26 protein-coding genes and 1 riboswitch are annotated in these 25,283 nt (G+C 59.0%); of the genes, 16 read left to right on the forward strand and 10 right to left on the reverse strand.

Features of this window, described 5'->3' with window-relative positions:
• Window positions 1-52 precede the first annotated feature (52 nt).
• Both SMC3_RS06935 and SMC3_RS06940 read right to left on the reverse strand, forming a co-directional pair.
• Window positions 53-499: a rhodanese-like domain-containing protein gene (locus tag SMC3_RS06935; RefSeq protein ID WP_165846654.1), complete on the reverse strand. Its 447-nt coding sequence runs from the start codon at window positions 497-499 to the stop codon at window positions 53-55.
• 201 nt (window positions 500-700) lie between these two features.
• Window positions 701-1,240: a flavin reductase family protein gene (locus tag SMC3_RS06940; RefSeq protein WP_119086945.1), complete on the reverse strand. Its 540-nt coding sequence runs from the start codon at window positions 1,238-1,240 to the stop codon at window positions 701-703.
• A 228-nt stretch (window positions 1,241-1,468) separates the two neighbouring features.
• On the opposite strand from SMC3_RS06940, the gene SMC3_RS06945 reads away from it, so the two are divergent.
• From SMC3_RS06945 to SMC3_RS06960, 4 genes are all read left to right on the forward strand, one after another.
• Entirely contained in the window at window positions 1,469-2,290 is an 822-nt protein-coding gene (locus tag SMC3_RS06945; protein ID WP_165846655.1) for a GNAT family N-acetyltransferase, read from the forward strand.
• Between the two features lie 151 nt (window positions 2,291-2,441).
• Window positions 2,442-2,945, forward strand: coding sequence for an NUDIX domain-containing protein (locus tag SMC3_RS06950; RefSeq protein WP_119086943.1), 504 nt, complete (start codon window positions 2,442-2,444; stop codon window positions 2,943-2,945).
• Between the two features lie 62 nt (window positions 2,946-3,007).
• A complete protein-coding gene (locus SMC3_RS06955) occupies window positions 3,008-4,150 on the forward strand; it encodes an iron-containing alcohol dehydrogenase (protein WP_119086942.1) in 1,143 nt (380 codons plus the stop codon).
• A gap of 29 nt (window positions 4,151-4,179) precedes the next feature.
• Window positions 4,180-4,587 carry a hypothetical protein gene (locus tag SMC3_RS06960; RefSeq protein WP_119086941.1) on the forward strand — a complete coding sequence of 136 codons (408 nt, stop codon included), beginning with the start codon at window positions 4,180-4,182 and terminating at the stop codon, window positions 4,585-4,587.
• 5 nt (window positions 4,588-4,592) lie between these two features.
• On the opposite strand, the gene SMC3_RS06965 is transcribed toward SMC3_RS06960, so the two are convergent.
• Window positions 4,593-5,039 (reverse strand): GNAT family N-acetyltransferase, encoded by a 447-nt coding sequence (locus SMC3_RS06965; protein ID WP_119086940.1) that lies wholly within the window; start codon window positions 5,037-5,039, stop codon window positions 4,593-4,595.
• Between the two features lie 182 nt (window positions 5,040-5,221).
• Here SMC3_RS06965 and SMC3_RS06970 point away from each other — a divergent pair, with 182 nt between their 5' ends.
• The gene (locus SMC3_RS06970) at window positions 5,222-6,223 is read left to right on the forward strand and encodes an LCP family protein (RefSeq protein WP_119086939.1); all 1,002 of its coding nucleotides are present in this window, start codon (window positions 5,222-5,224) and stop codon (window positions 6,221-6,223) included.
• Between the two features lie 25 nt (window positions 6,224-6,248).
• Here the strand turns inward: SMC3_RS06970 and SMC3_RS06975 are convergent, their stop codons facing one another.
• Genes SMC3_RS06975 through SMC3_RS06985 form a run of 3 tightly spaced genes read right to left on the reverse strand, consistent with a single transcriptional unit; the run spans window position 6,249 to window position 9,000 of the window.
• On the reverse strand, window positions 6,249-7,046 hold the full coding sequence (locus tag SMC3_RS06975; RefSeq protein WP_119086938.1) for a GNAT family N-acetyltransferase: 798 nt from the start codon (window positions 7,044-7,046) through the stop codon (window positions 6,249-6,251).
• Window positions 7,047-7,053: 7 nt separating this feature from the next.
• Window positions 7,054-8,076 (reverse strand): DUF2804 domain-containing protein, encoded by a 1,023-nt coding sequence (locus SMC3_RS06980; RefSeq protein WP_119086937.1) that lies wholly within the window; start codon window positions 8,074-8,076, stop codon window positions 7,054-7,056.
• A gap of 30 nt (window positions 8,077-8,106) precedes the next feature.
• A complete protein-coding gene (locus SMC3_RS06985) occupies window positions 8,107-9,000 on the reverse strand; it encodes an aldo/keto reductase (protein ID WP_119086936.1) in 894 nt (297 codons plus the stop codon).
• Window positions 9,001-9,174: 174 nt separating this feature from the next.
• On the opposite strand from SMC3_RS06985, the gene SMC3_RS06990 reads away from it, so the two are divergent.
• The gene (locus tag SMC3_RS06990; protein WP_119086935.1) at window positions 9,175-9,468 is read left to right on the forward strand and encodes a DUF4342 domain-containing protein; all 294 of its coding nucleotides are present in this window, start codon (window positions 9,175-9,177) and stop codon (window positions 9,466-9,468) included.
• A gap of 145 nt (window positions 9,469-9,613) precedes the next feature.
• Complete coding sequence (locus tag SMC3_RS06995) at window positions 9,614-9,913, forward strand: hypothetical protein (protein ID WP_119086934.1); 300 nt, start codon at window positions 9,614-9,616, stop codon at window positions 9,911-9,913.
• A gap of 98 nt (window positions 9,914-10,011) precedes the next feature.
• Here the strand turns inward: SMC3_RS06995 and SMC3_RS07000 are convergent, their stop codons facing one another.
• Window positions 10,012-11,700 carry a serine hydrolase gene (locus SMC3_RS07000; RefSeq protein ID WP_119086933.1) on the reverse strand — a complete coding sequence of 563 codons (1,689 nt, stop codon included), beginning with the start codon at window positions 11,698-11,700 and terminating at the stop codon, window positions 10,012-10,014.
• A gap of 168 nt (window positions 11,701-11,868) precedes the next feature.
• Here SMC3_RS07000 and mscL point away from each other — a divergent pair, with 168 nt between their 5' ends.
• On the forward strand, window positions 11,869-12,327 hold the full coding sequence (gene mscL, locus SMC3_RS07005; RefSeq protein ID WP_119086932.1) for a large conductance mechanosensitive channel protein MscL: 459 nt from the start codon (window positions 11,869-11,871) through the stop codon (window positions 12,325-12,327).
• Between the two features lie 65 nt (window positions 12,328-12,392).
• Here mscL and SMC3_RS07010 read toward each other — a convergent pair whose 3' ends face one another.
• Window positions 12,393-14,285: a glutamine synthetase gene (locus SMC3_RS07010; protein WP_119086931.1), complete on the reverse strand. Its 1,893-nt coding sequence runs from the start codon at window positions 14,283-14,285 to the stop codon at window positions 12,393-12,395.
• Window positions 14,286-14,370: 85 nt separating this feature from the next.
• Between SMC3_RS07010 and SMC3_RS07015 the strand changes: the two genes are divergently transcribed.
• From SMC3_RS07015 to SMC3_RS07040, 6 genes are all read left to right on the forward strand, one after another.
• Complete coding sequence (locus SMC3_RS07015; protein WP_119086930.1) at window positions 14,371-14,952, forward strand: mismatch-specific DNA-glycosylase; 582 nt, start codon at window positions 14,371-14,373, stop codon at window positions 14,950-14,952.
• Between the two features lie 152 nt (window positions 14,953-15,104).
• On the forward strand, window positions 15,105-15,584 hold the full coding sequence (locus SMC3_RS07020) for a hypothetical protein (RefSeq protein ID WP_119086929.1): 480 nt from the start codon (window positions 15,105-15,107) through the stop codon (window positions 15,582-15,584).
• A 32-nt stretch (window positions 15,585-15,616) separates the two neighbouring features.
• Entirely contained in the window at window positions 15,617-17,506 is a 1,890-nt protein-coding gene (locus tag SMC3_RS07025; protein ID WP_119086928.1) for a cellulase family glycosylhydrolase, read from the forward strand.
• 73 nt (window positions 17,507-17,579) lie between these two features.
• A riboswitch (molybdenum cofactor riboswitch) is annotated at window positions 17,580-17,668 on the forward strand.
• Between the two features lie 23 nt (window positions 17,669-17,691).
• Entirely contained in the window at window positions 17,692-18,183 is a 492-nt protein-coding gene (locus tag SMC3_RS07030; protein WP_119086927.1) for a 4Fe-4S dicluster domain-containing protein, read from the forward strand.
• A complete protein-coding gene (locus SMC3_RS07035) occupies window positions 18,180-19,997 on the forward strand; it encodes an aldehyde ferredoxin oxidoreductase family protein (protein ID WP_119086926.1) in 1,818 nt (605 codons plus the stop codon). The genes SMC3_RS07030 and SMC3_RS07035 overlap by 4 nt, the downstream gene beginning before the upstream one ends.
• Entirely contained in the window at window positions 19,994-21,223 is a 1,230-nt protein-coding gene (locus SMC3_RS07040) for an NAD(P)/FAD-dependent oxidoreductase (protein ID WP_165846656.1), read from the forward strand. The genes SMC3_RS07035 and SMC3_RS07040 overlap by 4 nt, the downstream gene beginning before the upstream one ends.
• Before the next feature lie 48 nt (window positions 21,224-21,271).
• Here SMC3_RS07040 and SMC3_RS07045 read toward each other — a convergent pair whose 3' ends face one another.
• Window positions 21,272-21,544 carry a MoaD/ThiS family protein gene (locus SMC3_RS07045; protein ID WP_119086924.1) on the reverse strand — a complete coding sequence of 91 codons (273 nt, stop codon included), beginning with the start codon at window positions 21,542-21,544 and terminating at the stop codon, window positions 21,272-21,274.
• 408 nt (window positions 21,545-21,952) lie between these two features.
• Between SMC3_RS07045 and SMC3_RS07050 the strand changes: the two genes are divergently transcribed.
• Together SMC3_RS07050 and SMC3_RS07055 are read left to right on the forward strand one after the other, a co-directional pair.
• Window positions 21,953-22,642 carry a response regulator transcription factor gene (locus SMC3_RS07050; protein WP_119086923.1) on the forward strand — a complete coding sequence of 230 codons (690 nt, stop codon included), beginning with the start codon at window positions 21,953-21,955 and terminating at the stop codon, window positions 22,640-22,642.
• Window positions 22,639-24,138 (forward strand): sensor histidine kinase, encoded by a 1,500-nt coding sequence (locus tag SMC3_RS07055; RefSeq protein ID WP_119086922.1) that lies wholly within the window; start codon window positions 22,639-22,641, stop codon window positions 24,136-24,138. The genes SMC3_RS07050 and SMC3_RS07055 overlap by 4 nt, the downstream gene beginning before the upstream one ends.
• Before the next feature lie 402 nt (window positions 24,139-24,540).
• Here the strand turns inward: SMC3_RS07055 and SMC3_RS07060 are convergent, their stop codons facing one another.
• The gene (locus SMC3_RS07060; RefSeq protein ID WP_119086921.1) at window positions 24,541-25,236 is read right to left on the reverse strand and encodes a cysteine hydrolase family protein; all 696 of its coding nucleotides are present in this window, start codon (window positions 25,234-25,236) and stop codon (window positions 24,541-24,543) included.
• Between the last annotated feature and the right edge of the window lie 47 nt (window positions 25,237-25,283).

Genomic DNA, 25,283 nt, shown 5'->3' on the forward strand with positions numbered 1-25,283 from the left:
AAATGCAGAAGCCCCGGCCATATGAGGTCGGGGCTGTTGTCGTCTATGGGGATCAGGGTTGCTTTTCGGTATAGCCGCCGTATGCCACCCATGCGTCATACCCTCCTACCAGGCGGTTGATGACCGTGAAGGAGCTTGTCAACAGTACGTTGGCTGCCTTCTTGCTGGATTCCTCATCGTGCGAGTATACAACAAAGTGCTTGCTGGCATTGAGCGTAAAGTTGCCGTTGATAATGCCCTGCAACTTGTCCAGCGGCGTGTCGAGTGCCCCCACGATGTGCCCCTCGGCCCATTTGCCAGATACGTCGATGATGACGAGGTCACGGTCCGTCTGGATAAGTTCTTCGAGCTTCTTGGCGTCGATCTCGACAATTGTCCTGTTGGTGTCTCCTGAGGTATCCAGACCTGGGCTGGTCGTCGCAGGCTGCTTGGGCGCTCCACACCCAACCAGACCGACGACAAGCGCCAAGAGTGTCACTGCAACAAGTATCTTCCTCATTCGCATCTCCTTCTCTCCCGAACTTGATGTGTCGAGACCAGACTACTGCCTATCGGCCGAGGCTACGGCGGGTGCTCTGCTCTCGTATTCTAGCTGAAGAATAGAGCATGGCGAGATTTCTACAAGGGCAAATGCGAATGAACGCCGGACTGCGTTGTCACGCTACAGCGTCGGGAGCGGGTTGCGGACTGGAAGCCCTGGCTACTTGCGCGAGAATCCCATGGAGCCGATGAGATCCCCCAGCTTCCAGTACTGCCCACCCACGAAGCAGACTGGGTCCAGGGCATGCCCGCCTTTCTGGGCGCGCTCGTCCATGTGGACGGCGACGACCTCGCCGATGAACAGGTCGTGGCTGCCGAGGTGCAGGGTCTGGCGCACGACGCATTCGATGTTGAGGGGGCACTCCGCCACCAGAGGCACGGCTGTGGCCGTTCCCTGTTCGCGGGTAAGAGCGCTCAGCTTCCACTTGTCGGTATCCTTGCCGGACACCATGCCGCAGAGGTCGAGTTCCCGGGCATGTGCAACATCCGCCACGTTGACGACGAAGGCGCCTCCCTCGACGATAAAGTGATGCAGCCAGCGTTCTGGACGGACACCGATGCCGATCATCGGGGGTTTTGAGCACAGTGTGCCGACCCAGGCGAGGGTCGTGATGTCAGATGATTCCATCGTGCCCGCAGTCACGAGGACTGCCGGCGCCACACTCAGTGCTGTTGATGGTGCTTTGACAAGTTTGGACATGTTGTCTCCTGAATGGTCTGGCAGAGACGCACCAGACTCGTATTTCCAGTATAGCGCAACATGGTTGCGTTGGAGAACTCAGTGTATAGAATAGGGGCAGGAACAGCGTTGCCGTGCAGTAACAGCAATGCTCCGGCAACAGGAGGTCGACGATGGCTAACATGCGAGGACTGGTTGAGCAGGCATTGGGCGATGATCACGGCGGTCACGGAGAGGGAGAGGACTGATATGGCTCTGGGAAGCTTGACGATGGATGCCGGTGCCTGCCTCGTCAGCGAGGAGATGGCGCAGTACTTCCTGACCGTGGACGGTCAGCCAGGAACATATATCCTGGGGGACGCGTCCGCTTCCTCTGTACGGGCGCCGCAAGTCGACCGCAATCGCATCTTCAGGGCTCGTCTTGGTGCGGACACCGCCGATCAGGGCATCGAGCAGCTCCTGTTGCCGTTTCGCCGCGCTGCCGTGCCGGTCACCTGGTACGTCGACGGCTGTTCCAGACCCAGCGACCTCGCGACACGGCTGGCGAGCCATGGGCTTGAGCTGCGATATGTCTGGACGGGCATGGTCCGCTCGGTCGACGATCCAGAGGGAGTAGAGGAGGTACCGTCGGGCGTCACAGTAGTCGAATCAGTCTCCGCGGATGAACGAGAGCAGTGGATGCGCGTCGTGCTGGAAGGGTTTGGTTTGACACAGTTTCATGACATGGAGTCGATGCTTACGGAGACCGGCGTCCTCTCCGGCCGCTGGCATCGTTTGACGGCATTGCAGGACGGGACCGCGGTGGGTGGCGCACTGCTGTTTGCAGGTGACGGAGTGGCGGGATTGCACTGGCTTGGTGTGCCTCAGATGTTCCGAAAACATGGAGCAGGCATCCTGCTCACTCGACAGGCTCTGGCCCAGGCAGCTCGTATGGGTTATTCGCATCTCGTGTTGCAGGCGAACCTCGAGGTCGTGCAGTTATATGTCCGGCTTGGCTTCGACAAGGTTGGAGATATCGCTGTGCTCGACTGGCGTCCCGGGATTGGCGCGTTGACAGTGGAACCGGACTAGGCACGACGAGTACTGTGGCGAAAAGGTACTATGCTGATACCGTCTGTCCAGCGTGTCGTGCTGTGGACGGTAAGGAGACAGGGACATAAAAAAGACAGGGGAACGCATCATCGGGAAAGGGAACTGGCTGGTTCTGCGCGAAGACACCTTCGTGAACGAGAGTGGCGAAGAGGTGCATTGGGAGTGCATTGCCCATGCAACGGACACATACGTCGTCGTGGTTGTGGCGCGGCTGATGCCCAGCGGACGATACGTGCTGCTGCGGCAGTACCGCCAGGCCATTGAGAACACTGTCATCGGGCTCTGCGCGGGTGCCGCGCCGGCGGGCAGCGACCCCGAGGTCGAGGCTCTGCGCGAATTGCGTGAAGAGACGGGTTTCGTCGGCCACATCGTCGCGTCGAGCGGTCCCTTGAAGGTGAACGTCGGGATGTCCAACGACGACCAGTATATTCTCAGCGCGGAGATCGACGAGACGGACCCGCTCAATCAGCATCCTCAGCAGGAGCTGGAGCCGAGCGAGGAAATCGAGGTCGTCCTGTTGATGAAAGATGAGATTCCAGCCTTCCTCCTGAGCGAGCAGGCTGCTGGTCGAACCGTTGGGCCGGGTGTCTGGTACATGTTTGGAGCACTGGCCAGCTTGGAGCGGCATGTTTGAAGTCATCAATCACAGGTGCTAGTCTGAAAGGACGCGCTGGACCGGCGCGAAAGAGGTGACGCATGCACAGTTTTGAGTTCTACAATCCGACGCGGGTGATCTTCGGTCGTGGGACCGTACAGCAGGTAGGCCCGGCCGTTGCTCGCGAAGGTGCTCACAAAGTGCTGTTGATAGCCGGTGGCGGTTCCATCCGCGAAAACGGTGTTTATCAGGCTGTCACCCAGTCCCTGAGCGTGTCGGGTATCAATGTGGTAGAAGCCTGGGGTGTTCGGCCCAATCCTGAGCTGGCGCTTGCCCAGCAGCTGGTACAGATCGCCCGTGAGCAGCAGGTGGACAGCGTGCTGGCTGTCGGCGGTGGCAGCGTCATCGACACGGCCAAATGCGTTGCAGCGGGTGTATATGTCGACAACCTCTGGAGCTGTTTCGAGAAACGGTGTCCGATCGACAAGGCGCTCCCGGTCTTCGTCGTTCTGACGATCTCGGCTTCCGGCAGTGAGATGGACCCGTGGGCCGTCCTGACGGAGAGCGAGCAGCACAGGAAGTGGAGTATTTCCTCTCCTGTCCTGTATCCCCGGTTTGCGATCGTGGATCCGAGTGTGCAGACCAGCCTGCCATGGCGCCAGACCGTGAACGGCGCAATTGGCGTCCTCAGTCATATCATGGCCACCTACCTGGTGGGGTCGTTCGAGGAGACGACGCTTGCGCTTGGCGAGGGGCTGATGCGCACGGTCATCAAGATGGTAGATCAGCTGCAGGCAGACCACGCCGACTATGGTGCGCGCGCGAACCTCGCCTGGGCGGCCACGCTGGCCATGAACGGCCTGAGCTCCGCCGGCATCGAGGACAGCGACTGGTCGGCCCGCAGTATCGAATCCGCGATGAGTGCTCTGCACCCCGAAGTAGCTCATGGAGCTGGCATGGCGGTCATCCTTCCCGCCTGGATGACCTACCAGCGCGAGAACAACCCCGGCCAGTTCCAGCGGTGGGCGAGAACCGTCTGGGGCGCAGGCACCGTCGAAGAAGGCATCACGGCTATGAAGACAGCGTTTCAGCGCTGGGGGGCTCCGTCGACGCTGGGAGACCTTGGCATTGCAGCCGGTGAGCTCCGTGACATCGCGTTCAATGCGCTTTCCGAGGGTCCGCTCGGAAAACTGCGCATCCTGACGGCGCGCGACGTGGTCGAACTGCTCAAGCCTGTCCTCTAGGTGTGCCGGCAGTGCAGCGTGACGTATCTATGAAACAGTCACTGCGGGTGACATTTCTGGAACTGGTCGGGGGCGTTGTCCTGGGAGGCTGCATGCTGCTGCTGGGCAGCTGGGCGGGAGCGAAGCTGGGCAGTGGAGCCAGCGATGGCTGGGGGGACATCATCGGGGCTCTGTTTGGAAGTGTCCTTGCCTTTCCCGTTGGATTCGTGGCCGGCATGTGGCTGGTGGCGTGGCGACTGCATTTTCCTCACAGCCTGTGGCGCGGCATCTTCGGCGCGGCCCTGGGACTCATGCTGGTTCTCCTGCTGGCAGAGCCGCTGCGTCTCAATCGGGATTCGCGTGTGATGGGGACTCTCCTGTATCTTGTCCCAAGCGTGGCCGCTCTGTTCGGTTTCAACCAGTCGCAGCACGAATCGGGCTCTGCAGGCCGCCGATAACCCTGTTACTTGCTGACAGTGAAGGTGGCCACGATCGGGCCGTCTTTTCCATCGCCGGCGGAGACGAACCCCAGGCGCTCAAGCATGGTTTTGGCCGCAACGTTGTCACGGTGGTAGGTCACTTGCACGGACTTGTATCCAGGACTCTCCTTCAGCATCTGGATCGCCAGCCGCAGGGCCGACGTCCCATACCCCTTGCGGCGCTCACAGCTATCGATCAGGAGCTTAGCAAGCCAATAGCTCCCCTCCTCCGGTTTCTGCCCGACCATGATGAAGCCGACGATTCTGCCGTCATCGCTGACGATAGCATAGGGGGCATAGTCAGTGTCCGGGCCGCTGCCGGAGATCGTGTCCAGGTTGCGGGACATGAACCGCTCGAGTTCTTCGGAGACGTTGGCGTCCATGAACTCTTCTTTGTGATGTCGGTCGATCTGGCGCAGTCTGATGCTCATAGTGTCCTCCCGGGCCTACTGGCCGTCAGAACCATTTGAACCTGCCTGTCATATCTAATTATTTATAGTATGACACAGCGTCATTCACATGCAACATCGTGGCAAAGCGCGCCGACGTTGGAAATGCTCGACGACGCTGTATACTGAAAAACTAGTTTGCTGACGAGCACAAGGAGCAGAAGGTGGTACAGAAACATACTCTGCACACGATCCTGGCACTACTGGCGATAACGGCGTTGCTTGCCGGCGTCGTCGCTGTGTCACGTGCTGTGCCCATATACTACGACGCTGTGAACCCTTCGGTGCCGGGTGCTGTCGACCATCCCCCTCCTGCGCAGCGTATGGTACCCCCGATACCTCTCCAACCGGAGCCCGATCTCAACAAACCCATCAACATTCTATTGCTCGGGGCCGACTCCCGCGTGACGAGTGACCCCGGTCGTGCAGACACGATCATGCTGGTGCGGCTGGACCCGGTGACAAAACATGTACGCCTGCTGTCTCTTCCACGTGACACACGCGTCACGATCCCCGGCCATGGCGTCAACAAGCTGAACCAGGCTTCCAGCGGGTACTACCGGGACGGCGGAACCAGTCTGTTGATCGATACCATCACAACGGACCTGTTGCCGGGCCTCCGCATCGACTATACGGTCAAAACCGATTTTGCAGGGTTCGCCGCCATCATCGACGCCTTGGGCGGCGTGACCATCGACGTCGAGGAGAGGATGTACTATAAGGCGGTCGACGTATTCATCGACCTGCAGCCGGGCGTCCAGCATCTCAATGGCGAGCAGGCGCTGGGGTACGCGCGCTTCAGGATGGATGCTGTCGGGGACTTCGGCACGTGGTCTGGCGAGGACCACGGGCGTGTGGAGCGCCAGAAGAAACTCGTGGCGGCTGTCATCGATCAGACGAAAGACGTACGGACACTGCTGCGCTTGCCTGCCGTCATCCGTGCTGTGCAGGCGGTGGTGACAACCGACATGTCGTTCAACGTCATGGCGCTCATCGGAATGACGTACAAGGACGTCGCGGAGAAAGACGTGGAATTGGTTCCTTTCACCGGGATGCCGCAGTATGTGGACGGCGTGTCGTATGTCATCCCCAACATTGATGTTCTCCGAAAGACGACGGGGCCGCTCTTTGGTGTTGCGGCCCCGTCTGAGCCGCCTGCAAACTGAGCGGGTCTAGTTCTTCAGGGGGATCCTACAATCCGCGTAGCTCCTCGTCGAGTTTCTCACGCCGCAGAAGGTCATATCCGAGCAGGTGGCCGTTCACGAGGATGCCAGTGAGACCGCCGTGAGCCAGGTAGCCTTCGGGATCGTTCACGGCGTCCACCTCGGTGACCGTCAAGCCGAGCTTCTCGCCGACATACGTGGCGGTCTGGCCGAGGATGCGGTACTGGAACGGACACGAGAGAGGTCCGAGCAGCACCGTGACGCGAGCCTGATCGTCAGGCAGCGACGTCGGTGTCACGACTGCGCGGGGAGTTGGGGTCCAGACGGTTTCCGGCAGGAAGGGCTTGAACATGAGGTCCGGGTCGCCATCCACGTGGACAAACCCGTGGTGCACATAGAACGATTCGGCGGACTGCTGGCCCTCAGCTTCGCCATGAAAGGCCATGGCGGCAATGCCATCGGCAGGCTTGCCGTCGAACCAGCGATGCTGGCGCTGCATGGTCGTCTCAACCTCTGCCAGAAGCTTGCTGCCTATGCCACGTCCCCAGCGGGACTTCTTGGGGACCCAGATGCAGTCGATAACGGCCACACCCACGCCCATGGGGTCACGGTCGGGATGACACTGGATCATGCCGATAGGGTCAGCTCCGTTGTAGGCGACCCAGGCAAACGTGCCCAGCTCGGCGAGACGATCGCGGATCCACTGTCTCTTGGCCTTGGTCGCCCGTTCCCACAATGGATCGGACTTTGCGCCTTCTCCTGCACAGATCGTGGCAAGGTCGCCTGCGTTGCGTACTGCTACCGGAAGAATCCTTGTTGCGCTCATGATGGCCTCACCATTCGTTGAATACCTTCTCGGCAAAACCGAGAAAGTGGTCGAGGTGCACCCGGGTCCCGTCGTCGAGGACGGCGTCACCGGTGAAGCGCCCAAAGACCTGATGCTGAACGGTCTTGATGACGCCGATATCAGTCTTGACATGGCGATCCAGGATGGGCTCAAAGCCCATGTCAAATCGACCGTCGCTGCTCACGAACTTCCAGGGCTTGATGAAGGAGTCCGGCGGGATCTGGAACTCGATGCGCTCGAACTTGTGCACCCTGCCATCCCAGAAGATGACGTTCTCACTGGCGGCGCTGGTGTCGCCAAACCCGTAGCCGATGTTGAACCCGAAGGAATGCCCGTCCATACGGCCGGAGCCGGAACCCCAATACCACGTGTTGCGGTATGGCCAGACGCCCCGACCCCAGTCGAGGATGCCGGCCGAGGTCTGTGGGTCGAAGACATGGTCCACGCCGCCGACGGTGATGGTTCCAGTCGCGGGCATGCAGTTGATCTTCTGGTTGTAGTAGAAGGCCTTCGGTGCGTGTTCGAACGGGGTCAGGATGACCATGCTTTCCAATGACGGGTCCTGGTCCAGCCTCAGACTGCCCTTGATCCCCTTGCCATAGTCGAAACCCGGAAAGTCCAGGGTCAGCACGCGTGACGCGGGGTTGCGAGTGAAGCGCAGGTCGATGCGGCTGTCCTTGTACGCGATGTCACCTGTCTCGGACGTATGTGGCAGGTTGAGCGACCCCCGCGTAAACGGCTTCATAATGGTTTCCGTGACCTCAGTCTGGCTCACGAAATCCAACCAGGTCACCGAGATGTTGGCCAGGTAGCCGATGTCTGAGATCGTCATGGCTACGCCGTAGTCCGGGGTCAGGACACAGTAGTAGTCCCACTCCTTGATGCGCAGCCAGCTTGTGGCAATGCGTTCGCGGTTGTAGGTGGCCACCAGCCGGCGTGCCCAGCCCTTCTCGTTCAGTTCGCCCCTGTCGTTCAACAGGTCCACCTGCGTGGTCAGCTCATGCTGCATCGACATCCCCCTTTTCGGTGTGACTCACCATTACTGGCAACCGGTGTGCGTTAATCCAAACGGTTCTTTCCGTTCTATCCACTCCTTGCGTCCCCAGTCCTTCGACTTCCAGGGCATATTCTGCGGTGTGACCATTGGCAGGATGTCGCGAAAGAATGCCAGGCGCTCGACGCTGGTCATCGGTACGAAGTTCTCGGCGACGTCGATGTTGCCGTCCAGCTGCTCGATCGTGGAGCATCCGGGAATGACGGTGGTGACCGGCAGGCCAATGCTGTACCGCAGCGCCCGCTGCCAGTCGGTGGCCAGGGCCTTGCAGCCCAGGACCTTCATGCCGACGATTCCCATGCATTTCTGGAGCGCAAATGGCAGGAACTCCTCTGCAAAGCTGTAGATGAAATGGTCCAGCGCCGAGACGGCGCACAGAGCTGTGTCAAAAGGAAATCGCCGGATGGCCTCGAGAAGTACCTGGGGGTTTGCATGTCCCGAGATACTGATGAACCGGATCAGTCCCTCGTCCCGCGCCTCGATCAAAGCCTGGAGCGCTCCGTCCTTGCCGGTCATGGCATCCAGTTGGTCAAAGCTGAAGACGTTGTGCAGACGCACTTCTTCCACGTGGTCGGTCTGCAGTCGGTCGAGGCTCGCCTCGAGTTGCCGACGGGCACCATCTCGTGTGGTCTTATTGACTTTGGTCGCTATCCACATGTCCGTGCGCCGCTTGGCAGCCACCAACCCGACACGCCGTTCGCTTTCGCCCTCCGAGTAGGCAGGTGCCGTGTCGAAGTAGCACACACCGCGTTTCAGGGCCTCTTCAAGGATGGCAACAGCCTGGTCCTGGCTGCAACCTTCCTCATCCACCAGTCGCTGGCATCCGAGGCTCAGGATCGGGAGTTCAACACCAGTCTTGCCAAATGGTCGTTTCTCCATGAGGTTTCTCCCTTCCGCGGTGGAGCCGCGTTCTTCATTAGTATAGCCTCACGGGGCAGCCGTACCAGCGGCCCATGTAACCTTGGCTCCTTCACCTGCGTAAACATGGTGACGGCAGGACAGGCGCAGTGCAGTGATCCTGCGAATCTGCGACAACATCAGAGGAGATGAGATATGAGCAATCGAACCGAAGAGTTCAAAGTCAGCGGTGAGAAGCTGCTGCAGCAGGTCAAGGACCTGGTCCATCAGGGCAACGTCCGACGTGTCACGATCAAGAACAAGGACGGCATCGCGCTGTTTGAGGTACCGCTCACCGCAGGTGTCGTGGGCGCGGTCTTGCTTCCCGTATGGGCGGCCATCGGGGCAGTCGCCGCTCTCGCGGCGTCTTATACCATTGCCGTAGAACTTGTCGACGCGCCGGCGAGACCGACCGTCGAAGGCTCATCCGTCGACAAGACCGAGGTTTAGGCACAGCAATCTGCCCTCGTTGGGGCACTGCAGACGGCCGGGTTTTTGCCCGGCCGTCTGGCATTTCTCTCTCAGAGACTTGAAACGTGGGGCGTTTTATCTATAGTGCCGGCATCACACCCGCATATTTGCATGGGAGGAAGTCATGGATGACGAGAGAGTACGGCTCGAGGGAATAGTCAGTGCGCTCGAACTGAAGGTCAGCGAGCTGGACGAGGACAACGTTGCAGTGGAAGAAGCAGCACGCTTGCGTGCAGAGCTTGATGAGGCATATGAACAGATCGATGCATCCGACCTGGCGGACGATGCTATCGATGATCTGATGGATCGGCTGGACGACCTTCAGGATATCCTCGAGGACCTTGCCGACAGCGACATCGACTGGGACGACGAGGAAAAGGAAGAGGAAGAAACGGACGAAGCCGAGGACGACGAAGACGATTAGTTGCTTGCCCAAGTTTCCTGAATGCAGAACGCCCCGGAGTAATCCGGGGCGTTTGTAGTATTGGGGACAGGCCCAATGTTACAGCGTTGAACGGAGGGTCAGGGTTTCAGCGCAAGCAGACGGCTGAGGAGAACGCATGCCTGGGCGCGTGTGCAATGACCCTCGGGACTCAGCTTTCCATCGGATTCGATGCCGGGGTCGGGGTTCTTGATAATGCCCCTGGTGAAGCAGGCCTCGATGAACGCGTGGGCCCAATAGCCGGACTGGACGTCAACATAGGGGAGTATCGCCGTGTCCTTCCAGTGCTGTGAGCGTGCAATGACGACGAGTGCCTGTGCCACGCTCACGGGTTCCTCGGGCTTGAAGAGGCCGCCGGGGTATCCGATCAGCCAACCTTGGTGGACAGCGGCGGCGACATAGCCTGCAGCCCAATAAGCCGTCGTGACATCCTTGAAGGGATCTGACGTGATGGCGAGCGGCTGGATACCGAGGGCACTGCAGATCAGCTTGGCGTATTCTGCTCGCGTTATCGCACTGTCCGGATGGAACTTGCCGTCTTCGTACCCGGTGACCAGACCGCGGGCGCTCAGGTCGGCAACTGCAGCAAAGGCCCACGATGAGGCGGGGACATCTTTGAATCGAAGCCCGGCGGCGATGGCCTGGGGCACGAGCTGGCGCACACGCATGATGTCGTAGGCGGCTTTGGCCAGGTCGTACTTCATGGAGAGGACTCCTGCGAGGTTCAGCTTGTAGTCGATCCATGGCGTAAACCCGTAGGTACCGGGGCAGGAGGCGATGAGGAGGGTTCCAATGCCGGGGTCGGTTTCCTCCCGCCACATGCCCAGCCCTGGACGAGCACCGCTGGTCGAAGGGAGAAGTGACGAGACTGTCGTGTAGGGAGTCGCAGCGATGGTGGACGCGGCAGCCTGGTCCTGCTCGATCTGGGCGACGGCCTGCTCCGAGAGGATGTGCTTGCCGGACCAGACGCCGCGCTGCAGGAGCATGGTCAGGAACCGGGAATAGTCGTCGGCTGTTGAACGTGCACCTCCAGCGACGTCTGGATTCCGGTTGAAACCCATCAGGTTGAAGGTCGTGTCGTCCATCCCCAGAGGTTCGGCGATATGGACACGGAAGAATTCCTGCCACGTCATCCCGCTGATGACCTCGCAGACACGGGCTCCGACCTGGATGGAAACGGACCCGTCGCTCACCGAGGTTCCGGGCAGAGAGGGCAGGGGTCCGGCGGCAATACGTTTGACACACTCCTCCAGCGTCAGCGTCCGGTCGGTGATCGAGGCGTCTGTCGCCGGCAGTCCGGAATCATAGGACCAAAGCTGTCGTATCGTGATGCCGGCCTTCTCGCCGGTGAACTCGGGCAAATACTTGGAGACGGGGTCGCCCAGCGCAAGCGTGCCCTGGTCCACCAGGGTCATCATCGCCGCCGCGGCCAGCCAGCGTGAAGCGGAGCCAATGTCCACGACTGTCCCGGGGCCGAATTTGGCGTAGCCGGCACTCTCGATGACCTTCCTATCCTTCACGACGACCAGGGCCATGCCACGTGCAGCGGGCGCAGCCGAACTCAGCAGATGGTCGACCTCGGTCATGTCGTAGGAGCCGATGGCGACGACCTGGCGTCCTGGAGCCGCACACCCGGGTGCGCTCATCAGCATTGCCAGAACAAGTATGCCGGCGACCAGGCGCAGCGCCGAGCCGCTATGGTGCAGCGATGTCTGATGCGTCACAACCGGTGCTGACTGGCGAACCGGTGCAGGTTTGCGACACTCCAAGGTTCTCCATTTGCTGTTCACAAGCAGAAGTATACCGTTGTAGGAACCACATGCAACGCTCTCCCTCGCCGGTGAGCCTTTTTCCGTCGTTCCTGCGCGGGAACGACGAATGCGCCCGTGGAATGACGTGCCGTGGGACAGGTGTTATACTGCACGTGGAGGTGACCCATGTGGAATGAGTTCAAGCGGTTCGCTCTGAAAGGCAGCATGATCGACCTGGCTATCGGTATCATCATCGGCGGCGCGGTCGGCAAGGTCATCACGTCTCTTGTCAACGACATCCTGATGCCCCCGATCGGTCTGCTGCTGGGGCGCGTCAATTTCTCGAGCATCTACATCAATCTGGGACGCACGAAGTATCCGACATTCGACCTGGCCGAGGCTGCCGGAGCGCCGACTATCAATATCGGGCTGTTTCTCAACGCGGTCATCGATTTCTTCCTCATCTCGCTCGTCATTTTCATCATGGTGAGGTCGATGAACAGGCTGAGAGAGATGACCGAGAAGAAGATCGTGGTCACGCCCCCGACTCCCACGACCAAGGAGTGCCCTTTCTGCAAGTCGGAGATTTCGATCGACGCTACTCGGTGTCCACATTGCACCAGTGAGCTGACGGTGGAGAAGTAGGAGGCTCTTCTTTCCGGATCGGAATGAACAATCGGGCGGACCTTCCGGGTCCGCCCGATTGCATGCTAGAACACCAGTTTGCGGTATTCGTCCTCCAGCTGCCGCAGATGGTTCATACGGTTGGCGAGGACGAGCTGAAGGTCTGATGCTTCTTGCAGAGAATTGTTGAGGAGAGCGGACATCAGTCGGGTGCACAGGGCGGGATTCCCGACTGTATCGTCGGTCATCTCGTGCCTCAGAGCGTCGATGCGTTTCCACAGGTCCTGAGCGCGGTCGCTGGCCAGGTCGAGTGGCTGGCAGGCCCGTACAACGTCCAGGTCTTCGGGGATGATGCGGACCAGCAGCTCGTGTTTCCAGCGAGCAGTGGCTGCAGTGCGGAACGCATTGATCACGCGTGGTGTCAGGCCACTTCCTGCGGTCAGAACGCGAATGCGGTCCGGAAAAGCCACCAGATTCTGCATGTTCTCCCACACGGTGGCCGGAGGAACGCCAAAGAGATGGTCGCGCTCTTCCTGTGAGTAGTTCTCGAAGACGTTCTCTTCCGCCCGGTACGCCCGGTCCTGTTCAAGGTAGCTTCCGGGTTCACCTGCCTTCTTGGAGATCTCTGCGAGGAGCGCTTCGGGTGGCGTGCCGGACTCGATCGTCCATCTTATGCCGTCAAGCATTGCGAGGATGGACGCGGCTACGGCAAGGTAGGTGTTGGTGTAGGCGTTGGGAGCCCGCAGTTCGAAGCGCGTTGCTCGCGGGTTGTCGACGTCTCGGACTAGGCCTGCCAGGACCGTGCGGTTGCGTGACGGGGTGGCGGGATCGAGTCCCAGCGCCGCGACGATGCAGACAGGTGCTTCGAAACCGGGTTTGAGCCTGTTGAAGGCATCGTTGCTTGCAGAGATGAACGGGCCGACGACTTCGTAGTTGCGGAGAAGACCCATCAGCGCTCCGTATCCGATCACACTCAGGAAGTCGGCATGCATGTTCGCGGGTGCGAAGAGGTTGATGCGCCTGCCGCTGGGCAGGACGCCCGCGATGCCCAGGTGCGTATGTTCGCCGGAACCTGCGACGCCCGGGATGGGCTTGGCCTTGAAGGTGACCGTGAGGCCGTTGGCGCGAAACGTTTCCTTCACCAGGATGCGCGCAAGGAGTTCATTGTCGGCGGCCTGGAGCGCTGGGGCATACCGCCAGTCGATCTCCATCTGCTCCATGATGTGGGTCAGTTCGCCGCCGGCCCCGATGGCTGCCTTGACGCCGCCGACTTCCTTATGGCCCATCTCGGGCTGCAGACCATATGCTTCAAGTGCCATCACCGCCTGTTCGAGAGCGGTTCGGGCGACGCCTCGCGTGCGCTGCCAGTAGTTTTCCTGCAGCATCTGCGCTGCCGAGAGCTCCTCGACGTTTGCTGTATCGGTCGGAGTCTTGACCCAGAACTCCAATTCTGTCCCGACGGTGAACTCGATGCCCGCAAGTCGCGCGGGCTCGAGGTGAGCAAGCAATGGGGACGAGGCATGGTCGCGCACAAGCTTCAGGATTTCCGCCCGTGCATACTCCACTGTGGCTGCAAGCAGAGAGCGCGAGTCGATGCGCTCACCGCGGTGTACCAGAAAGGACGGGATGCGCAGTGTCCCCACCGGGAGACCGGTCTCGTGGTCCACGTGTTCCTCGTTGTAGTCGACGAACCAGGTGGCAGTCAGGTCCGGCGCAAGATCGACCTGCGCATCGTCCAGCGAGGTCATGCCGCCCAGCACGACAGACGAACCGTCGGTCTGGACAGCCTTTCCGGCCAGAAACGCGTCGATGTCGGCGACAAAGGTCTGGATGGGGATACGCTCGTCGGTGTCGTTGCCGGCAAGGTCGATCGCCACAAGAGAGACGAAGCGAATCTCGGGATGCTCGCGGAGGATGGCGAGCAGGGTCTCGCGGCCACACTGGCCTCCAGCGATGCTATAGATGCGTTTGCCGTTCATAGGGCCTCCTCGATGCAGTTTTCCTGAGACTACAGTCGGGAGCGATTTTTGCAAGCCGTCGGCTTCACACTGCTATACTGAAAATATGAGAAACCAACATGGACAGGGCGGGGGCGAGCTGGAACCAGCGCTTGATGGCCGAAGTGCCAGAGAGCTCATCCCGGACGTACTGACTGATGGTCTGAGTGTCGTCTTCTGCGGTTCGGCGCTGGGGGATGTCTCCTGGGAACGAAGGGCCTACTATGCCAACCCGGGCAATCGCTTCTGGCAGACCCTGGCAGAGGTCGGACTGACGCCTCGCCGGCTTGTGGCTGAGGAATACCCGCAGCTGGTCGACTGGGGGATTGGACTGACCGACCTGGTCAAAACCGATCACGGGCAGGACGTGCACATCTTCGACGGCCATGTCGACCTGGACGAGGCGCGCAGACTGCTCAGGGCAAAGGTCCTGCGGTGGCAGCCGCGCGTGCTGGCGTTCACCAGCAGGACCGTGGCGGCTCAATTCCTGGGGTGGCGCGCCGTGCTGGGTCGACAGCCGGACTGCGTCGGGCGAACAGTGGTGTGGGTCCTGCCATCGACCTCCGGTCTGGCGCGGCGCTTCTTCGATATCGGACCCTGGCAGGACCTGGCCCGGTTCGTCCGTGACACGACCGGCGGAGTCTCTTGATTCCCTGCCGCGCGGGATACACTGATGGTGTCTGGTATCATATCGCATGAGAACAGGGAGAACGATGGTGTCTGAGACTGTTGCACGAGATGTCCACGTTATGCTGGAGGCACCGTTGCTCCAGCTTCTGGACGAATACGGCCTGCTGTGACATGACGACCGACAAACTCACATCGCTGCACATCACGATTCCTGAGCTGAGGGGCATGCTGCCCGGCATTCAAGCGTCGGTTTCAACAGCGTTCTGGGTCCCCCTCGCCGAGTTTGTCCTGCGTCGCTCGGGAACCTTCGAGGTCGTCTGTCTGCGAGAAGACACCGATGCTATCAAGCTGCTCATGCCGGTCGCTGAGACGATCGAACGGAGACGTGAAGACGGAGCCCTGATGTTCTGGGGTGCCGTCACCCCTGAGGTCACCAGGGCTGTCGTCGGGGGACACGGTTCCGGCCACGAGTCTCTCTGGTGGTGGCAGATAGCCCTGACACGTGACGGAGACCAGGTTTTCGTCCTGCAGGACTATGGGGAGCACATAGACCTGTTCGGGCTGACCGGGGATGAAACGACAGCGGTCCTCGACCTCTTGCCACTCTCGGCACGTACTGCCCGTACGATGGACGCCACAGGGACTCGGTGAGGGCAGGCGCATGACTCCCTTCGAGTGGGGCGATGCTGCATCCTGACGGCAACTGGTTCAAGGACGACGCGGGGCGCACGCTCCTCCTGCGTGGCGTCAACCTCGGAGGAAACAGCAAGGTCCCGGTCATCCCGGATGGGGCGACGCATCTGGCCCAAGGGTTCTTCGACCACCGCATGGTCTCCTTCGTGGGTCAGCCGTTCCCGCTCTCGGAGGTGTCCGAGCACCTGTCGCGCCTCAAGTCCTGGGGACTGACGATGCTTCGGTTCCTGGTGACGTGGGAGGCGATCGAGCACGCGGGGCCGGGGCTCTACGATACCGAGTACCTGGACTACGTCGAGCGGGTCGTCCGGCTGGCCGGGGAGATGGGTTTCACCGTGTTCATCGACCCTCACCAGGACGTCTGGAGCAGGTTCACGGGAGGCGACGGGGCCCCCGGCTGGACGCTGGAGGCGGTCGGCTTCGACATGACCCGGTTTGCAGACACGTGTGCCGCCATCGTTCATCAGACGCACGGAGACCCGTTCTCGAGTGTCATCTGGCCGAGCAATGCGAATCGGCTGGCGTCCGCGACGATGTTCACACTCTTCTTCGGAGGCAACGACTTCGCCCCACACCTTCTCGTCGAGGGCGAACCAGTCCAGGAGTACCTGCAGCGGCACTATGTGGACGCCGTTGTCCAGGTCATGCAACGCTTGAAGGGGATGCCCTGCGTCCTCGGCTATGACACGTTTAATGAGCCGTCACACGGGTACATCGGCAGGAAAGACCTCACGGGCCACGAAAGCCTGCTGAAGGCCGACCTGCAACCGACACCCCTCCAGTCATTTGCCCTGGGCGACGGGCTGGAGCAGGAGGTGGGAGTCTGGGGCATGGGACGGAGCGGCGCACGCCTGCAAGGACACCGACTGCTCAACACAGGACACGTCCGGGCCTGGAAGGAAGGCAGGCCGTGCATCTGGCGCGACCACGGGGTCTGGACGGTGGACGACGAGGGTAAGCCCCAACTGCTCGTTCCAGACTACTTCTCGCACGTCGGCGGACGAGACGTTGACTTCGAGTGCGACTACCTGGTTCCGTTCATACGGCGCTATGCAGACGCTGTGCGGGCGGCAGACCCCGAAGCGCTCATTTTTGCTGAGGGGGAACCACAGTCTTTGCCGCCGCAGGTCGGCGAAGGATGTTCGGGGTTCGTGTCCGCGCCGCACTGGTACGACGCAATTCCACTGCTGCTGAAGCGGCCGAGTGCATGGTTCGGTTATGACGTCGTGCACAGCCGGATCGTTTTCGGACCGTGGGCTGTACGCCGCAGCGCCGCCTGGCAGCTCGCCGCCATCCGCCGGGCTGGAACCGAACGCCTGCACGGACCCACCGTCATCGGTGAGATCGGCGTCCCATATGACCTTCGCGGGGGAAGGGCCTTCCGGACCGGCGACTACCGGGAGCAGGAAGCACTCATGGACTGCAGTCTTCGTGCCGTGGAAAGCAGCCTCTGCTCAGCCACGATCTGGAACTACACGGCCAGCAACACCAACGAGAGGGGCGACGGCTGGAACGGCGAAGACCTGTCCATCTGGAGCGCGGACCAGGGACGAGATACGAGAGTCCTCGACCGTGGGGGACGGGCGCTGTGTGCCGTCGTTCGCCCATATCCGGTCGCCACGGCCGGCGAACCCTTGCATCTCTCCTTCGATATGCGTCACAAGGTCCTGAGCTTCACCTTCCGTCACGACCCAGGCATCATGGAGCCCACCGAGATCTTCGTGCCACCGTCGCAGTACGCATATGGCTATTCCGTCTGGATGACGGACGGCACCTTCCTCAAAGATGACGTAGGCCATGTGCTCAGGTATCGTCACACGCTCGGACGGCCGACGCATACAATTATTGTCAGGCCGAAACAGGCACCCAACAAGCGCTAGGCTGGTATATGACATCCCGTTTGCCGTTGGCGATACGGTTGACAATTCTGTGAAAAAAGGTACAAGGAGGGCACCCGAGCTTCATGGCCTACGGCAGTTGCTACGGAGTGAAGCCAATAGGGCATAAGGGAAAACTCTTATACCTCCCGCATTCGGAAAGGGAATCGAAACAGGGAGGCGTGAGCATGAAGGTACTTGTGCTTGAGCCGGCGAAGTGTACCGGATGCAGGGCTTGTATGGACGCCTGTTCGTTCGAGAAATCGGGGGTCTTCAATCCACTGGATTCCCGCGTCAACGTGATCACATTCCACGAAGACCTGATGTTTGTCCCGACGGTATGCAGTCAATGCGAAACGCCGTATTGCGCGCAGGTCTGCCCTACAGCGGCACTGGTCAGGAATACCACAACGGGTCTTGTGGACTTCCTCAAAGAGAAATGCATCGGCTGCAAGCAGTGCATCGTAGCATGTCCCTGGGGCTCCATCAGGATCAATCATCTGGGCAAGGAGATCATCAAGTGTGACCATTGCAGCGGAGATCCTGCCTGCGTCAAGGTCTGCAAGGCCGAGGCGCTGACGTATGTTGAAGTCGAGGATGTTGTTGCCAGCAAGCAGCAGGGGGTTGCACAGACGTACAGACGCATTGCAGCGGAGATGGTGAAGGGGGTGAACCCATGATCGACGGCGGCTATCAGGGCAAGATCCTCAGGGTGAATCTCACGGACCACGTCGTGAAGGAAGAAGCTCTACGGGAAGACTGGGCGAAGAGATACATCGGCGGCAGAGGGTATGGCACGAGAATCATCTGTGATGAAGTCGATCCAAAGGTCGACCCCCTTGCCCCTGAGAACAAGGTTGTCATTGCAACAGGTCCCCTGGATGGTACGACAGCGCCGTCGTCAGGCCGGGTCATGGTGATCACCAAGGGACCACTCAACGGCACGATCGCCTGCTCGAATGCCGGCGGGTATTTTGGACCGATGCTGAAGAGAACCGGATATGACATGATTATCCTGGAGGGAAAGTCCAGTGAGCCCGTGTACCTCTGGATCAATAAAGGAAAGGTTGAGTTCCGTGATGCCAAACACCTCTGGGGAAAACTCGTCAACGAGTCTGATCAGCTGATGAGAGAGGAAACACATCTCGAAGCCGAGACGATGGAGATTGGACCTGCCGGCGAGAAGATGTCCATGATCGCCAATGTCATGTTCAATGGGCACAGAGCTTCGGGCAGGACAGGCGTCGGCGCCGTCGTTGGCAGCAAGAACCTCAAGGGTATTGTTGTACGAGGAAATCTGGGCGTCACCGTCGCTGATCATGACAAGTTTGCAGAGGCTGTGCGGGCAACAAGAGAGATCCTTGCACAGAATCCCGTTGCAAGTGGAGGACTTCCTCTGTATGGAACTGCAGTTCTTGTGAACATCATAAACTCCACTGGTTCAATGCCTGTGCGAAATGCGCAGGATGCATATCTTCCTGAGGCGGACAAGATAAGTGGTGAGACGCTACGGACGCGCAACCTGGTACGCAATGAAGGTTGCTCTGACTGCTCTATTGCCTGCGGAAGAGTCACTGCAATCAAAGAAGGCAAGTACAAAGGCGAGCACGGTGGTGGGCCCGAGTGGGAGTCTATCTGGTCACTTGGTGCAATGTGTGGCAACTCGGACCTCGATGCTGTCACCATGGCAAACTACCTCTGCGATCGGTACGGCCTCGATACGATCTCTGCCGGATCAACGGTTGCCTGTGCGATGGAGCTCTATGAGAAGGGGTACATGCCTGCCAAGGATGCGCCCTTCCCTCTGAGGTTCGGCGACGCGGATGCAGTTGTAGAATCAATACGAGCAATGGGAGAGCAGAAGGATGAGTTTGGAAGACTGCTCGCGCAGGGTTCCTACCGACTTGCTGAGCACTATGGACATCCAGAGCTGTCCATGTCGGTGAAGAAGCAGGAGTTTCCTGCCTATGACCCGAGAGGTATCAAGGGAATCGGTCTGGAATATGCAACCAGCAATAGAGGAGCCTGTCATGTCAGGGGCTATACCATAGCTGCCGAAATACTCTCCCCGGGTCTTGACAGATTGGCTTATGAGGGCAAGGCGGCTGTCACCAAGTTCCTGCAGGATCTGACGGCAGCACTTGATTCTACGGGGACATGCCTGTTTACGACATTTGGACTGCAGGCAAAGGACCTTGCACAACTTTACTCAGCTGCTACCGGTTTTGACTGTGATGACAAGGAGTTCCTGAAGATCGGCGAGAGGATCTGGAACATGGAGAAACTCTTCAACCTGAAGTCAGGGCTCACCGGGAAGGACGACACCCTGCCTCCGAGAATCCTCAACGAGCCGATCCCATCAGGCCCTTCCAAAGGCGAAATCGAAGAGCTCGATAAGATGCTGGGTGAGTACTACTCCCTGAGAGGATGGGGCAAGGACAGCGTTCCCACAAAGGACAGACTGAAAGATCTGGGACTCGAAGACCTGTCATGAGACATGTGATCATCGGCGCCTCTGTCGCCGGAATAACGGCTGCAGCGAAGATAAAGAAACTCAGTCCAGAGCAGGAGGTGATCGTCCTCTCAGGGGAGGGAGTCCAGCCATATGGCAAGATGTCCCTTCCCTACATTCTTTCCGGGATGACCTGGTTTGAGAACTGCATGCTGCCTTCCGTGGACGGGGTCGAGATTGCCCTCAACAAGTACGTCGACGGGGTCGATACGGTGTCGAAAACCGTCCATACTAAGGATGGCGAGCAGCTCGACTATGACAGACTCCTGATAGCGACGGGTACTTCTCCGTTCATCCCCGATATCCCCGGTTCCAGACTTCCTTCGGTGGTCGGTGTCAGGAATATCGGAGATATTGAGGTCATTCGGAAGAGAATAGCGGAGTCGACACAGAAGAGGGTCATTCTGGCAGGCGCCGGGCTGGTCAATGCTGAAATAGGTGATGCTCTTGTGAAGCTTGGTATTCCTGTGACCTATGTCATTTCTTCGGACAGGGTCCTGTCCCAGATCGTCGATCGAGAAGCTTCTGCAATCATCGAGAAGTCGTTTGCAGGACTCGATGTGGAGCTGCTCAAGGGCGAAGACATCCAGGAAATCGAGGAGAAGGACGGCGCCTTGGAGGTGAAGCTCGCATCAGGGAAAGTCCTCAGCGGCTCCTGCGTTGTTTATGGCAAAGGGGTGCGCCCCAACACTGGCTTTCTGAAGGGAACGGATGTACGGCTCAACAAGGGTGTCGTTCTTGGACGGTATCTTGAGACAAGTGTACCGGGTATCTATGGCGCGGGGGATGCCGTCGAGACAGACGACATCCTGCTGGGTGAGAAGACACTTCACGCTCTCTGGCCTGTAGCCGTAGAGCAAGCGAACAACGCTGCCGAGAATATGCTCGGCATGGAGATGCCCTACGGTGGCGATGTCCTCAGGAATATCCTGATGGTCTTTGGACAGACCCTCTTCACCGGTGGGATCAGCACGCACGACGAAGGTGATGTCTACAGGAACGTGAGTGACGGCGAGTACAGGAAGATCGTCGTCAAGGACGGCCAGTTGAGAGGTTTTGTCTTCGTCGGCGAAGGTGTCGTCAATCCCGGCGTCTATCTCAGGATGATGAGAGACCAGACCGACATCAGCACCATGATCAACCCTGTTCTGCATGGAACCATTGCGCACGCAGACTTGTATTCGTCTGTTTTCAAGGTGGCCCTGTAAGGGGCCACCTTGTCAAAAGGCTAAGAGACCCTCGAGCGTCTCTGCTGTCTAGCCACCGCCGATCGGTGGAAACAGTGAAAGGGTGTCACCGTCCTTGAGTAGAGCATCTTCCTTGCCCAGAAACTCGACACTTCTCCCGTTGAGCAGGTAGATGTAGTCCCGCTTCAATCTCAGGTCATCGGTGAGGATGACGCTCTTCAGGACGGGATACTCCGCAACAAGGCTTCGCAGCGCCTCGATATACGTCGAGGCTGAGAGTGGAACGGGTCCCTGTTTGAAATCTTCTGCCAGATACACTCTCACCGTCACCGTCGCCATCATCTCACCTCAGCAACCATTGTAGGCGAGCAGAGACAAAGGGCAATCAAGCGCATCGACTCGTCCAGAACTGGAGCTGAACCGGCTCAACAACAGGTGGCAGCAACCCTCATAATCAGAAAACCGTCCCTGAGGGGAAGAGTCCGTTACCATTCCGTTACTTTCGACGATTACACCATTGTTGCCTGCACAAGATTGTGCGGAGTCTGTAACAAGGGGTGATAGATGCAATGGCATCATCGTGGTAGTGCAATCGGTTCCATTCTTGTCGCCATCGCAGTGATTGGGTTCACGAAGAGCCAGACGCTGCATCTCCCCAGTCACCCGCAAGGCAACCATCGGGACATCAATGATATACTCATCAAAGAGCTATAGAGCATCAGCGGCAGGCCAGAGAAGGAGAACAGATATATGAGAATCCTAGTCGTAGAAGACGAACCGGATATCTGCAAGGCGCTCGCGGATGCACTGCGGCAGGAACACTATGCCGTCGACACGGCAGATGATGGAGCCAGTGCGCTCGCGAAGGTCCATGTCGAGCAAGTGTATGACCTTCTTCTCCTTGATCTGATGCTTCCTGAGATCGATGGGCTTCAGGTCCTGCGCCAGCTGCGGTCCGAAGGAAACCGGACACCTGTTTTGATCATCACGGCACGCGATACCATCAGGGAACGCGTTGCCGGGCTGGACCAGGGAGCTGACGATTACCTGGTCAAACCATTTTCCATCGATGAGATGCTGGCACGTGCGCGTGCCCTGCTTCGCAGAGGACCTGCCGTGCAGCAGACTGTTCTGTCATCAGGAACCGTATCATTTGACCCGGCAACGCGTCTCTGCACGGTCGCAAACAAACTTGTATCGCTGACTGTTCACGAAGAGCGGGTCCTTGAATACCTGCTGTGCAATGTTGGTCGTGTCATCCCGCGCAGTCAGCTGGAAGAGCACGTCTGGGATGATCAATCATCAATGTGGACCGATACGCTCAAAGTCCATGTTTGGCGGCTGCGCAGAAAACTGGATGCAGTGGGCGCCCCGGACTTTATCCAGGTGGTGCGAGGCATCGGGTATGGCATCGGCCTGCCAGGCAAGGGGAATAGATGAAACAGAGAATGCCTTCGAGTGCTTTCGGTCGTTTCCTTAAAGCAGAACTGCTGGTGGTGCTGGCCGTTGCGGTGGTGGTGTTTGGTCTTGCCCTCCACGACAGACATATCGACTACCTTCAGAACCTGATACTGATCGTGCTTCCTGTTGCAGCCATCGTCGCGCTCCTTGTATGGCCCATCAGTTTCGACAGTCGCCTCGAACCCGGCGCTTTTGTGCCGGTGCGGCGTACCTATCTGTTCTATTCATTGTTTGTCGCGCTTGTCGTCGCGCTCCTTCTTTCGTCAATGTTCTGGTTGGGCGATTATGCGCAGACGAAGACCGAACACAACCTGACGCAGGAGATGCTCTATAATGACCGCGACACACTGAAAAGCCTGACTCCTAGGGTACAGAAACCAGTCACCTCAGCGCGCGAGCTGTCGGACCTTCTTGATCATGCCATCCGGCTGACAAACAGCATCAGAATACCGGGGGGATTTGCCATTGTAACGACAGCTTCAGGTGTCCGTTCAGTATGGGGGTGGCTTCCCGAGGACGTGGATACGTTCTGGGAGCAGGCCAAAAAAGATGTCGTCATCCGTGTTCCCGCAAAAGGTGGTGGCATGTGGACTCAATCATACATGACGACCCCTGTATCCATCAGCATCGGAGGTCAGCCTGTATATGTCCTGTTTGGCATCCGTATAGCCAACGATCTTTCGGTGACAGGTATGTTCCTGGGCCGCGTAGTATGGCTGATGGTCCTGTTTGGTGCCTTGCTGATAGCTATTGTGACACTGTCCTTCGGCAGGATCGCTGCCCGCCCGGCGACGGCAGCGCTGGAACGCCTGGGCCAGTTTACCGGTGACGCCGGCCATGAACTGAAGACACCGCTTGCCGCTATCCAGCTGAATGCTGAAATGGCATTGCGGCCGCAGTCCACACCTGAACAGGTGCACAGCTACACCGAAGCCACCCTCCGGCAGGCGCGTTCCGCTTCGGAAACGGTGCAGTCACTGCTTCTGCTGGCCCGCATGTCCGATGCAGCTGCACGCCCTGGAACCCCCGTTCTCTTCGGAACGCTCTGTGCCGATGTCCAGCAAAGTCTTACGCCTGTACTGGAAGAAAAGAGCCTGCGGCTCGAGATCGCCGGCGCCGATGTCATGGTGTCTGCAAATCGTGGTCTGATACTCATGGTCCTCAAGAATCTTGTGCAAAATGCAGCACAGTGGTCACCGGCAGGTGCGGTGATCGAAATGAGCGCCGAGGTGGCTTCACGACACAGAATCCGGATGAGCATCACTGATCATGGAGAAGGCATTCCCGTAAAAGCTCTGCCACACGTTTTTGAACGATTCTATCGCGCCGACCCCAGCCGCAGTCATGCACAACATGGTGGCGCAGGGCTGGGTCTTGCTATCGTGAAGCAGGCTGCTTTGTGTATGCGGGGGTCCGTCAGCGCTGTCAGTACACTCACATCTGGAACGACGGTGACGTTGCTGCTCCCTCGCTGAGATACCGTCAAGTGTTGGTGGTCGAGGCAGCTGTTCTGGTGCGTTCACGACCTGACGTTCACGCACAATCTTACGTGAGTTGACGCGAGAGGGCGTGGCGACGGATGCGGAGCGATCATCACGTGGACAATATGACCTTGCCGGGTGTTGCGCTAAAATAATTTCATGAAACGGGGACAAGAGGCATCATTGAGGTCATCTCCGCAATTGCAAGCCCAACCGGAATCAGCAGGATCGCGAGGATGGGGAACAATGGCACTGATCCTGCCCTCGTGGCTTTGAACCAATAAGGCGCTTCGGCAACCCCTTCGCCGATGAACAGGACCCGCCGATATGGGACCCAATGTCAAGAGACTGATTTCCCGCTTCAGGCTTCCCTTCTCTCCACCATAAACCTCTCCTCTACTGGTCCGCCAGGTCCTGGAGCACTTCTTCGGTTGAGACCACCTTGCAGTAGATCTGGTTCAGGATCCTGGTCTCCCAGACCTGAAGGTCGGCGTTGATGGCCGACGTAGCGTCCTCCACCAGGAAGACGGTATAGCCCCAGTCCGACAAGTCGCGCACGGTGCTGGAAACGCACTGATCCGTGAACAGGCCACAGACTACCACGTGCTCGATGCCCATCCATCTCAGGATGTGGCCGTACTGAGTGCCATTCACGGCGCTGTCCGTGGTCTTGCAGACGACAATTTCGCCGTCTCTGGGCTTCAGATCATCGACAACCTCCTGGTCCGTGGAGCCAATCTTCAACAGAGTGTTGCCCCTGCCTGGCCTGGCCTCGGTCGGCGAACGGTCCCGACCGTCTTCACGTTGATTTCCGATCGTTGCGAACGTGACGACCATCTGCTGGTCACGGAAGAAGCTGAGAAGCCGCTTGGCGTTTGGAATGACCGTGCCCTTCAGTCGGTCCTCCAGGTAACTGTTGCCTGCATTCCTGAGCTCGACAGCCAGGTCCTGATCGTGTTTCTGAACATCGATGATCAGCAGTGCAGTCTTGGCCTTCAGCGGTTTGAACTTCTCCCAGTAGTCACCTTCGGGATGCACTTCAAAGTTGGGGTTCAGGAACTTTCTGAATGTCGGAGTCTTTGTGTATTCCATCTTTTCCTCCCATCATGAATATTGGACTTGCCACGTGATCGCTTTTG

It is taken from the genome of Candidatus Cryosericum hinesii, assembly GCF_003570985.1.
GTDB lineage: Bacteria > Caldisericota > Caldisericia > Cryosericales > Cryosericaceae > Cryosericum > Cryosericum hinesii.

What these genes read in the sequence shown, in the direction of transcription:
- SMC3_RS07010 (WP_119086931.1), bottom strand. Translation starts at nt 14,285, where the DNA reads ATGAACGGCAAACGCATCTATAGCATCGCTGGAGGCCAGTGTGGCCGC.
- SMC3_RS07060 (WP_119086921.1), bottom strand. Translation starts at nt 25,236, where the DNA reads ATGGAATACACAAAGACTCCGACATTCAGAAAGTTCCTGAACCCCAAC.
- SMC3_RS06975 (WP_119086938.1), bottom strand. Translation starts at nt 7,046, where the DNA reads ATGAGCGCAACAAGGATTCTTCCGGTAGCAGTACGCAACGCAGGCGAC.
- SMC3_RS06960 (WP_119086941.1), top strand. Translation starts at nt 4,180, where the DNA reads ATGAAACAGTCACTGCGGGTGACATTTCTGGAACTGGTCGGGGGCGTT.
- SMC3_RS06935 (WP_165846654.1), bottom strand. Translation starts at nt 499, where the DNA reads ATGAGGAAGATACTTGTTGCAGTGACACTCTTGGCGCTTGTCGTCGGT.
- SMC3_RS07055 (WP_119086922.1), top strand. Translation starts at nt 22,639, where the DNA reads ATGAAACAGAGAATGCCTTCGAGTGCTTTCGGTCGTTTCCTTAAAGCA.
- mscL (WP_119086932.1), top strand. Translation starts at nt 11,869, where the DNA reads ATGTGGAATGAGTTCAAGCGGTTCGCTCTGAAAGGCAGCATGATCGAC.
- SMC3_RS07025 (WP_119086928.1), top strand. Translation starts at nt 15,617, where the DNA reads ATGCTGCATCCTGACGGCAACTGGTTCAAGGACGACGCGGGGCGCACG.
- SMC3_RS07035 (WP_119086926.1), top strand. Translation starts at nt 18,180, where the DNA reads ATGATCGACGGCGGCTATCAGGGCAAGATCCTCAGGGTGAATCTCACG.
- SMC3_RS06965 (WP_119086940.1), bottom strand. Translation starts at nt 5,039, where the DNA reads ATGAGCATCAGACTGCGCCAGATCGACCGACATCACAAAGAAGAGTTC.
- SMC3_RS06940 (WP_119086945.1), bottom strand. Translation starts at nt 1,240, where the DNA reads ATGTCCAAACTTGTCAAAGCACCATCAACAGCACTGAGTGTGGCGCCG.
- SMC3_RS07015 (WP_119086930.1), top strand. Translation starts at nt 14,371, where the DNA reads ATGAGAAACCAACATGGACAGGGCGGGGGCGAGCTGGAACCAGCGCTT.
- SMC3_RS07020 (WP_119086929.1), top strand. Translation starts at nt 15,105, where the DNA reads ATGACGACCGACAAACTCACATCGCTGCACATCACGATTCCTGAGCTG.
- SMC3_RS06955 (WP_119086942.1), top strand. Translation starts at nt 3,008, where the DNA reads ATGCACAGTTTTGAGTTCTACAATCCGACGCGGGTGATCTTCGGTCGT.
- SMC3_RS06990 (WP_119086935.1), top strand. Translation starts at nt 9,175, where the DNA reads ATGAGCAATCGAACCGAAGAGTTCAAAGTCAGCGGTGAGAAGCTGCTG.
- SMC3_RS06980 (WP_119086937.1), bottom strand. Translation starts at nt 8,076, where the DNA reads ATGCAGCATGAGCTGACCACGCAGGTGGACCTGTTGAACGACAGGGGC.
- SMC3_RS07030 (WP_119086927.1), top strand. Translation starts at nt 17,692, where the DNA reads ATGAAGGTACTTGTGCTTGAGCCGGCGAAGTGTACCGGATGCAGGGCT.
- SMC3_RS07050 (WP_119086923.1), top strand. Translation starts at nt 21,953, where the DNA reads ATGAGAATCCTAGTCGTAGAAGACGAACCGGATATCTGCAAGGCGCTC.
- SMC3_RS06945 (WP_165846655.1), top strand. Translation starts at nt 1,469, where the DNA reads ATGGCTCTGGGAAGCTTGACGATGGATGCCGGTGCCTGCCTCGTCAGC.
- SMC3_RS06985 (WP_119086936.1), bottom strand. Translation starts at nt 9,000, where the DNA reads ATGGAGAAACGACCATTTGGCAAGACTGGTGTTGAACTCCCGATCCTG.
- SMC3_RS07045 (WP_119086924.1), bottom strand. Translation starts at nt 21,544, where the DNA reads ATGATGGCGACGGTGACGGTGAGAGTGTATCTGGCAGAAGATTTCAAA.
- SMC3_RS07040 (WP_165846656.1), top strand. Translation starts at nt 19,994, where the DNA reads ATGAGACATGTGATCATCGGCGCCTCTGTCGCCGGAATAACGGCTGCA.
- SMC3_RS06995 (WP_119086934.1), top strand. Translation starts at nt 9,614, where the DNA reads ATGGATGACGAGAGAGTACGGCTCGAGGGAATAGTCAGTGCGCTCGAA.